General features: G+C 47.7%; 6 protein-coding genes, 1 tRNA gene and 2 rRNA genes (1 of these 9 only partly in view). All 9 read right to left on the reverse strand.

The window, feature by feature from the left end; genetic code table 11:
* Window positions 1–145: 145 nt before the first annotated feature.
* The gene (locus tag BFP76_RS04180; protein ID WP_276307900.1) at window positions 146–931 is read right to left on the reverse strand and encodes an SDR family oxidoreductase; all 786 of its coding nucleotides are present in this window, start codon (window positions 929–931) and stop codon (window positions 146–148) included.
* Window positions 932–946: 15 nt separating this feature from the next.
* Window positions 947–1,882, reverse strand: a complete 936-nt coding sequence (locus BFP76_RS04185; protein ID WP_099591896.1) for a calcium/sodium antiporter — start codon at window positions 1,880–1,882, stop codon at window positions 947–949.
* Between the two features lie 203 nt (window positions 1,883–2,085).
* The gene (locus BFP76_RS04195; protein ID WP_099591898.1) at window positions 2,086–2,889 is read right to left on the reverse strand and encodes a S49 family peptidase; all 804 of its coding nucleotides are present in this window, start codon (window positions 2,887–2,889) and stop codon (window positions 2,086–2,088) included.
* Window positions 2,890–3,018: 129 nt separating this feature from the next.
* Window positions 3,019–3,095: transfer RNA gene (locus BFP76_RS04200), tRNA-Met, on the reverse strand.
* A gap of 80 nt (window positions 3,096–3,175) precedes the next feature.
* Entirely contained in the window at window positions 3,176–4,723 is a 1,548-nt protein-coding gene (locus BFP76_RS04205) for an ATP-binding protein (RefSeq protein ID WP_099591899.1), read from the reverse strand.
* A complete protein-coding gene (locus BFP76_RS04210; RefSeq protein ID WP_099591900.1) occupies window positions 4,723–5,403 on the reverse strand; it encodes a response regulator transcription factor in 681 nt (226 codons plus the stop codon). Before BFP76_RS04210 ends, BFP76_RS04205 begins: the two co-directional genes overlap by 1 nt.
* A gap of 277 nt (window positions 5,404–5,680) precedes the next feature.
* On the reverse strand, window positions 5,681–6,553 hold the full coding sequence (locus BFP76_RS04220; RefSeq protein WP_099591902.1) for a hypothetical protein: 873 nt from the start codon (window positions 6,551–6,553) through the stop codon (window positions 5,681–5,683).
* Between the two features lie 131 nt (window positions 6,554–6,684).
* A 5S ribosomal RNA gene (gene rrf, locus BFP76_RS04225) occupies window positions 6,685–6,799 on the reverse strand.
* A gap of 130 nt (window positions 6,800–6,929) precedes the next feature.
* Window positions 6,930–8,961, reverse strand: a 23S ribosomal RNA gene (locus BFP76_RS04230); it runs 800 nt beyond the window's last position.

The following is an 8,961-nucleotide window of genomic DNA, read 5'->3' on the forward strand; positions in this document are numbered from 1 at the left end:
TTGAAAATAAACGACTTTCTTTTTGAATTGAGAGCAAATTCTTGAAAACATTAACATTTTTTAACAAATGATGAATTTGACAAAGCAAAGTGGACAATTCGAATCGCTTTTGCCGTAACGGCACTTTGAAACCAGCGCGAATTGATCATTCCACACCGATAATATCTGGCGTTTGCCATGCTAAATGTTGGCCACCATCAACACAGATCAACTGTCCGGTCACGCCATGTGCATCCAACAGATAATTCATTGCGCTCACAATTCCATCGACATCGGAACCGCGCTGTAAAATCGTATTCTTTCGTTGTGCTTCGAAATGTTGTGTCGATTGACGCGCACCTTGCAATGTTGGCCCTGGGCCAATTGCATTGACGCGAATATGCGGGGCCAATGCCTGAGCTGCGGTTTGGGTCAATGTCCATAATCCTGCCTTGGCCAGCGTATAGGTCATGAATTCTGGCGTAAGCTTGCGCACGCGCTGATCCACCATATTGATCACGCAAGCCTGTGCATTCAATTCTCCACGTTCGTTTTTGGTTGCTTGGGGTGCTTGCTTTGCCATTTCTTGGATCAATGCAAATGGCCCCCACAAATTGGAATCGATATGGCGATCCCATGATTTACGCGTTGCGGTTGTGATCGTGTCATACTCAAAAATTGAGGCGTTATTCACCAGCACCGATATTTTCGCCCCCAAGGCATCACTCGCGCGTGAAACAAGCGTTTCTGTTTGTTCATGATCCAACAGATCAGCCTGCACCGCAACGGCGTGTCCGCCAGCGTCAACAATATCAGAAACTGTTTTTTCCGCGTCATTTTTGCTTGAGGAATAATGTATCGCTACTGGGATCCCGCGCTGTGCAATCGAAATTGCCATAGCGCGTCCTAATCGAAGTGAACCACCAGTGATTAGCGCCCCTTGATATCCCACATTGCGTCCTTTCGGTTATCCCAGCAAAAACATCACGTAAAACACATATCCAACAACAAATAACGCGCCCCAGATACGGGTCAAATTCCAGTGTAGCAAAACGAATGGTATCATCAAAAGCGACGCGCCAAGCATGACCCACAAATCAACGCGGAAAAACTCTGCTGGCACGGGCAATGGTGCAACAAACGCTGCGATCGCAGGAATTGCGAGCAGGTTGAACATGTTTGATCCAATGACGTTACCAATCGCCACGGCAGGTTCTTTGCGCAGCGCGGCCATCACCGTCGTTGCCAATTCAGGTAACGAAGTGCCAAGCGCAACCAAGGTCAAGCCGATGATCGCCTCAGACACACCAAACGCATGTGCGATACTCGTTGCGCCCTCGATTAACAGATGCGCACCCAGGGGTAAGGATACCAACCCAACCAGCAAAAATATCGCCATTTTTTTGTTGCTAATATTTTCGTCGTCTACTTCGGATTCCAGCTCCTTAAGCTTTGCGCGTGAGCCCATCGCCTCTTTGTAGGCAGAAAATAAAATTGCGCATAGCGATACAAGTAACAGCGCGCCTTGCCATGCTTTCAATGGGGTTGTGAAACACAGCACAATGAATATCAGCGATGCAAATAGCATCAGAAAGAAATTACGTTCCGTGTGAACGTTTTTCATATCCAGCCCTGACAAAACCGCCGGAATCCCTAAAACCAACAACACATTGGCCGTATTCGATCCCACCACATTGCCAAGCGCCAATTCAGGCACGCCATCCAATGCTGCCTGAATAGCGATCAAAAGTTCGGGTGCAGATGTGCCAAATGCAACCACTGTCAGGCTTACCACAAGTGCAGAAATTCCCAGCTTGGTCGCCAGCGCAACCGCCCCGCGCACCAAGAAATCACCGCCGAATACAAGGATTCCAAGCCCCGCAATTACAAATAGCCAATCCATATGTTCAGTCTTTTTCCGATTTTTGCTGTTTCTGACAGGCGCAGTCTATTCCCTTGAACAGGTAAGTTCCGCATGTTTTACATTTTTGTGCTGTTGCCACTTTACGTCGTTGTAACGGTTTTGGCAGTTGGGGCAATCGCAGTTTCCCAAATATCGCCAATACCGCGACAAAGATTAGAAATAACGTGACGACCTTTACCATGTCATAGTCCGAACTTTGACCACATTGCGCGATCTTCAATGGAAGATGCGATGTTGGAAGCCGCGGTAAGACCAAACTTGCTGAGCAATGATTTTTTCTTGCCGTGGGGGATGAATTTCACATCTTCGCCATATCGAAACTTCATCATCGGTACCAAATGACCAACGCCATCGACCAAGCCTAAATCCACCGCCGACGCGCCGACCCAGATTTCGCCCGTAAACAAATCTGACTCCGCTAATTTTTCGCCCCGCCGTGATTTCACATGGGCGATAAAATTGTCATGAATGGTTTTTTGTAATGCTTTAAGCCGAGCAATATCTTCTGGTTTTTCAGCGCGAAACGGATCGCCCATGCTTTTGTCTTTGCCAGCGGTATGAACACGGCGTTCAATGCCCTGTTTTTGCAATAAATCTTGAAAACCAAATGATGCTGAAATCACGCCAATTGATCCTACGATCGAACTTTCATCCACAAATATTTCATCTGCGGCACAGGCCAGCCAATAACCACCAGATGCCGCAACATCCTCGCAAAAAGCAAACACAGGTGTGTTTGTTTCCAATGATAACCGTCGAATTCGTGCGCCGATCAAGGATGACTGTACCGGTGAACCACCGGGTGAATTCACCGCCAACGCAACCGCATCGGGTTTTCCTTTGCGAAACGCTCGTTCCAACAAAGGCGCCAGATCGGCATCTGTCAGGCTCGCGCCACCAAAACGTGATCCACCTCCGATAACACCGTCCAACCGCAACACTGCAACCTTGGGGGATTTTTTAAACTTCTTGAGTAGTTTTTTCATATCTTTGATCTAATTCTCTTGGATACGCAGAACAAGGTGAGCGGACGAATTTTTTGTGAAATCTAACCTTTGCCATTGTGACAATGAAAGGTGACTAAATATACAAAAAAACCGCCTCAAGGGCGGTTTTGGTTGCGGGAGTAGGATTTGAACCTACGACCTTCAGGTTATGAGCCTGACGAGCTACCAGACTGCTCCATCCCGCGTCAACTGTGGGTCTTCTAGTGTGACTATGGATAAGCTACAAGTGCAAAATCAGGGTTTTCACAAATATTTCACATTTCTTTTAATTGTGTGTTTCAAACTGAATTTCGAATTTCGCACCCATCGCAGATTCTAACAATTTAATCTCGCCACCATTTGCGGTGACGATACCGCGCACAATGGCCAATCCCATTCCTGTGCCTCCCTTGTCGCGATAGGTGGTGAAAAATGGTTCAAAAATCTGTTCTGCGTTGCGACGTGAAATTCCATGTCCGTCATCGGTTACAATCAAACGGTTTTTCTCGCATGTAAACGTTATTGTTTTTGCACCATGCTGAAACGCATTTTGTGCCATTTGTGTTATCAAGATATGCGCATCGTTATCTGAAATCGGAAGCGTGGCATTTGGATTCCCTTTGTAAATAACTTTGCCGTCTGGACCATCATATCGCGCAACGGCCCGTCGAAATTCCGTTTCTTGTGCTTCATTAGTCATCGTCGTTGCTGCAAACATGCGCAACCCATCCAAAAGGCGCGCCATGCGGTCACTGTCATCTGCAATATTGGCAATGAATTTTTGGCGCGTTGATTTATCCATTCGCTCGCTGCTGTCTTGCAATAATTCTACAGCGCCCGAAATTGATGTAAGTGGCGATTTCAATTCATGTGTCACATGCGCGGTATAGGTTTGAAGCGCCGCCGATCGCTGGTTCAATGTTGTCGACATTGACAGCAAGCTTTGTCCCATATCTGCAACTTCTTTCGTGCCGTAATGTGCCAAAGGTTCTAGCATCACCGATTGGCCCTTGGCCACCCGTTGCGATTGATATTGCAATTCTTTGATTGGCCCTGCCAGTAATCGCCACATCACAAATCCGACCAAAGATGCCGCCATTAACACCGACCCAAAAACCAAAATGAGGGTATGCCGTTCGCGAAACAAAAACTTTCCCAAATTGTTAGGGGTGCGGGCCAAATACACCGCGCCAACAACATGTTCATCAACAATGACCGGCATGGCAACAAATACGCGAAATCCGGTATCTCTGCTTAGCGATGCAAGCGGGTGGCGTTCATCAAGCCCACCACGAAATCGCAAAACGGTGGAAACTTCGCCCTGCAATGCTTTGTCCACTTCTGGCACCGAAACAAATCTGCCCTGAATGGTTCCCGAACTTGCGATGATATTTCCAAGATAATCGAGCGCGATATACCCCGCCAGCGATGTTTTTTGCGCTTGGTGTGCAATGGTAGAAAGCTTTGCACCGATGACATCATATGGGGCTTGGAGTGGTACTTGCATCGAAACGGGATCGGGTCGCTCAGGCAATATTGATGAATATCGCGTGTTCACTGGTTTTACTTTTGCATGAAACTGTTGCGCATAATATTCCGAAAGCGTTGCTGAAAGTACATTTCCGTAAAGTTCATCGGAACGGTTTTCGACAAACTCCGCGGCATATGATTGTGCAAATACCGCTGCCTGAGAGATAAGGCTACTCTCGGTTTCGCGCACAAACTGATTGGTTGTAAGGCGTGCGGTCAAAAGCCCAATGGCAGGCAATGCCATGAGTGTCAAAATGACCAAAGCGATAAGTGTTCGAAGCGTCGGGCGCCATTTCTGAACCATTACTGACACACACAATCCCCAAGCCGAAATCCAATGCCATGTGCTGTGACAACGAGATCATCACACCCCAATGCCCGCGCTTTGGCGCGTAAATTGCGCACATGACTATCCAATGTGCGATTTTCGACATAAATATTTTCGCCATAGATATGCGCCATCAACTGCCCCTTGGTGAAGATGCGCCCCGGGTTTTGTGCAAGCGGATTTAACAATGAAAACTCTCTTGCTGTAAGCTCCAATGATTTCCCGTTCAAGGTTGCACGATGGGTTTCTTGCTCCACGACAAGATCACCGGTCGATACGGTTTGCGCAATTGGTTCACTTCCTCTTTTTAAGATCGCTTTCACTCTCAACACCAATTCGCGTGGTGAAAATGGTTTTGAAAGATAATCATCACCACCAAGTTCAAACGCCAAAATGCGATCGATTTCATCATTGCGTGCTGTCAGAAAAAGAATGGGAACCTGTGATGTTTTGCGCAATTCCCTACACATTTCCAAACCATCCATTTCGGGCATGCCAATATCCAGAATTATCAATTCTGGAACCGCGCGTTTGACCACGCCAAGCGCTTGGTTGCCATTCGCTGCCTCGACAACAGAAAAACCCGCATCACCCAATGCGAATTTCAAAACATCGCGAATATGGACATCGTCATCAACAATCAGAACAGTTTTCATTAATCTACAATATCTCCTCGCGAGGCTAATGCACCACAAATCAACAGTTTTGCGCGCCAGCGCCGCGTAACGCAAGGATTGAAATTCAGCGGTATTAACCACCATTTCGTTTTGCGCGCTGTCGCCAAAGTGGGATCATGAAGCGTTAAATCGTCGGCGAACCACCACACATCTTGTTCTAAACGTTTTGGAACCATGTTTGTGTCCTCTCTTTAAATTAGAGAATGACATGAGCATGTGCATTAATCAGACAGCATTTTGTGCAGTTTTTCAGGATTTATGATTGGTAATACGAAATCAATTTTTTTCGCAATTCTCCGATAACACGGTCATTCCAAATCAAAATTCGGTTCTTGTTGTCCCGTAACGTTTCACCAACTTGCATCGTAACAAGTTTCTCAGGCTTACTAATGACTCCACAAAGCGTAACCGCAACCAGTTTTTGGCGTCGCCTGACCACCCATGGTAGACAAGATTTTAAATATGTAAGAAATTTCGTATGTAACATAAATTCTGTTGGGAATTTTACGGCAAAATGTTTTGGCAGTGCTCGCACCATAGGCTGTGCGATCCAACTTATAAACCGTTCATCCGCAATCATTGGACGTTGATGAAAATCGCCAAATTCATCAAAGCGTTTGCGAAATTCTGACGCAATAAAATGGCATTTCGCAGGGTGAAAAACGACTACCGACGAATTACCGCGAGCGTAACGTTTTTTCTTTGTCAGCTTATAAATGAAACGCGCAAATTCCGAAAATGGCAACACAGCACTTTGAAGGATCTGAATGGTTTTGTCGACATCATGAAATTGGAATGCTTTGGTCAAATCACCCAAAATGATTGTATCGATATCAACATAAATTGCGGGTAAATCATCCGGCATTACACCTTTCTCAAACATACCAAGCTTTGCTTGGCACCCTGGACCACGGAGTTTTTCATTAAGAAAATAAGCAGGAAATTCAACTTGTTGAACACGCGGATCGACACCAACACGAATTCGATCGGTCATCATCACAAAACGTGGCTCAGAACTTGCATGTTTGGAGATATTTTCAACCAAGCGGTTAATATCTGAGTCAGCATATTTGTCGCCCCAACTGATCAAAAAACACTGCCAGCTAAAAGCGTGTTCCGATTTTGGCATGGATCGCTCCTCAAAATATTTTAAACGAATTTGTTTTTTATATTTGAGGAATTTTCAGTTTACCACCAAATAAAGAACGCCCCTTGCGTGTTTTGCAAGGGGCGTTTTTTATTGGAATGAGTGCTTATTAGTTTTGGCGGTGACCTACTCTCCCACGTCTTAAGACGCAGTACCATCGGCGCAACCGTGCTTAACGGCCGAGTTCGGGATGGGATCGGGTGTTTCACTGGCGCTGTGACCACCAAAACGAATAAGCACTCAACGATATGTCGTTGAGAGGCATTAATAACGAAAGATTTTTGTGTCTTTCCGGACTTCAGCTCCGTGTAATTACAGGCTTAAGCATATTTTTGCTTTAGTCTGTCTATTACTGGATCAAATCAAGCCTATCGGGCAATTAGTATCGGTCAACTGAATGCATTGCTGCACTTACATCTCCGACCTATCGACGTGGTGGTCTTCCACGGCCCTCAAGGGAGACCTTGTTTCTGGGGGGGCTTCCCGCTTAGATGCCTTCAGCGGTTATCCTGTCCGATCATAGCTACTCTGCACTGCGGCTGGCGCCACAACAGATCCACCAGTGGATCGTTCACCCCGGTCCTCTCGTACTAGGGGCAACTCCCATCAAGTCTCCTACACCCACGGCAGATAGGGACCGAACTGTCTCACGACGTTCTAAACCCAGCTCACGTACCTCTTTAAACGGCGAACAGCCGTACCCTTGGGACCTGCTCCAGCCCCAGGATGAGATGAGCCGACATCGAGGTGCCAAACACTGCCGTCGATATGGACTCTTGGGCAGTATCAGCCTGTTATCCCCGGCGTACCTTTTATCCGTTGAGCGATGGCCCTTCCACTCGGGACCACCGGATCACTATGACCGACTTTCGTCTCTGCTCGTCTTGTCAGACTTGCAGTCAGGCGGGCTTATGCCATTGCACTCGACGACCGATTTCCGACCGGTCTGAGCCCACCATCGCGCGCCTCCGTTACTCTTTAGGAGGCGACCGCCCCAGTCAAACTACCCGCCACACAGGGTCCCGGAACCAGATAATGGTCCGCGGTTAGACATCAAGACAGACAGGGGTGGTATCTCAAGGGAGGCTCCATGCGAACTGGCGTCCACACTTCAAAGCCTACCACCTATCCTGCACACGTCTGACCTAATGCCAGTGTGAAGCTGTAGTAAAGGTGCACGGGGTCTTTCCGTCTAACCGCGGGAAGCCTGCATCTTAACAGGCAATTCAATTTCGCTGAGTCTGCATTGGAGACAGCGGGGAAGTCGTTACGCCATTCGTGCAGGTCGGAACTTACCCGACAAGGAATTTCGCTACCTTAGGACCGTTATAGTTACGGCCGCCGTTTACTGGGGCTTCATTTCGCTGCTTGCACAACTCCATTTAACCTTCCAGCACCGGGCAGGCGTCAGACCCTATACGTCGTCTTGCGACTTCGCAGAGCCCTGTGTTTTTAGTAAACAGTCGCCACCCCCTGGTTTGTGCCCCCCACCAAAACTTGCGTTCTGATAGGGCCTCCTTCTCGCGAACTTACGGAGGTATTTTGCCGAGTTCCTTCAATGCAGTTCTCTCAAGCGCCTTGGTATTCTCTACCAGTCCACCTGTGTTGGTTTAGGGTACGATCTAATGGAAGGCTATTTCCTGGAACCGTCCGGCAGCAGCCCCAATCCGATAAGGGGTCACTACGCTTTCGATCCGTCACATCTTCCTGGCACCGTAATATTAAACGGTTTCCCATCGACTACGCCTTTCGGCCTCGCCTTAGGGGTCGGCTTACCCTGCTCAGATTAGCTTTAAGCAGGAACCCTTGGACTTTCGGCGACAGGGTCTCTCACCCTGTTTATCGCTACTCATGTCAACATTCTCACTTCTGATCACTCCACCGGATCCCTCACAGGCCGGCTTCACAGTCAGAACATTGTCTCCGTAATATCCAAAGATACTAAAGAGACAGCGTTCTATGTCACAGAACGCTCCGCTACCATGCACTTACGTGCATCCTCAGCTTCGGCTCGTAGTTTGAGCCCCGGTACATCTTCGCCGCAGGATAACTTATTTAGACCAGTGAGCTGTTACGCTATCTTTAAAGGATGGCTGCTTCTAAGCCAACCTCCTGGTTGTTTTGGTCGTCCCACCTGCTTTCCCACTTAACTACGAATTAGGGGCCTTAGCTGGAGGTCAGGGTTGTTTCCCTTTTCACTACGGACGTTAGCATCCGCAGTGTGTCTGCCGCATATTACTCTTCGGTATTCGGAGTTTGGTTAGGATCAGTAAGACGGTGAGTCCCCATTACCCATCCAGTGCTCTACCCCCGAAGGTATTCGTGCGACGCTCTACCTAAATAGATTTCGCGGAGAACCAGCTATCTCCGAGTTTGATTGGCCTTTCACC

The sequence above is a fragment of the Paramylibacter kogurei genome (assembly GCF_002742285.1).
Taxonomy (GTDB): Bacteria; Pseudomonadota; Alphaproteobacteria; order Rhodobacterales; family Rhodobacteraceae; genus Amylibacter; species Amylibacter kogurei.

Coding starts and splice junctions, on each gene's coding strand:
- BFP76_RS04220 (WP_099591902.1), bottom strand. CDS start 6,553: ATGCCAAAATCGGAACACGCTTTTAGCTGGCAGTGTTTTTTGATCAGT.
- BFP76_RS04185 (WP_099591896.1), bottom strand. CDS start 1,882: ATGGATTGGCTATTTGTAATTGCGGGGCTTGGAATCCTTGTATTCGGC.
- BFP76_RS04210 (WP_099591900.1), bottom strand. CDS start 5,403: ATGAAAACTGTTCTGATTGTTGATGACGATGTCCATATTCGCGATGTT.
- BFP76_RS04195 (WP_099591898.1), bottom strand. CDS start 2,889: ATGAAAAAACTACTCAAGAAGTTTAAAAAATCCCCCAAGGTTGCAGTG.
- BFP76_RS04205 (WP_099591899.1), bottom strand. CDS start 4,723: ATGGTTCAGAAATGGCGCCCGACGCTTCGAACACTTATCGCTTTGGTC.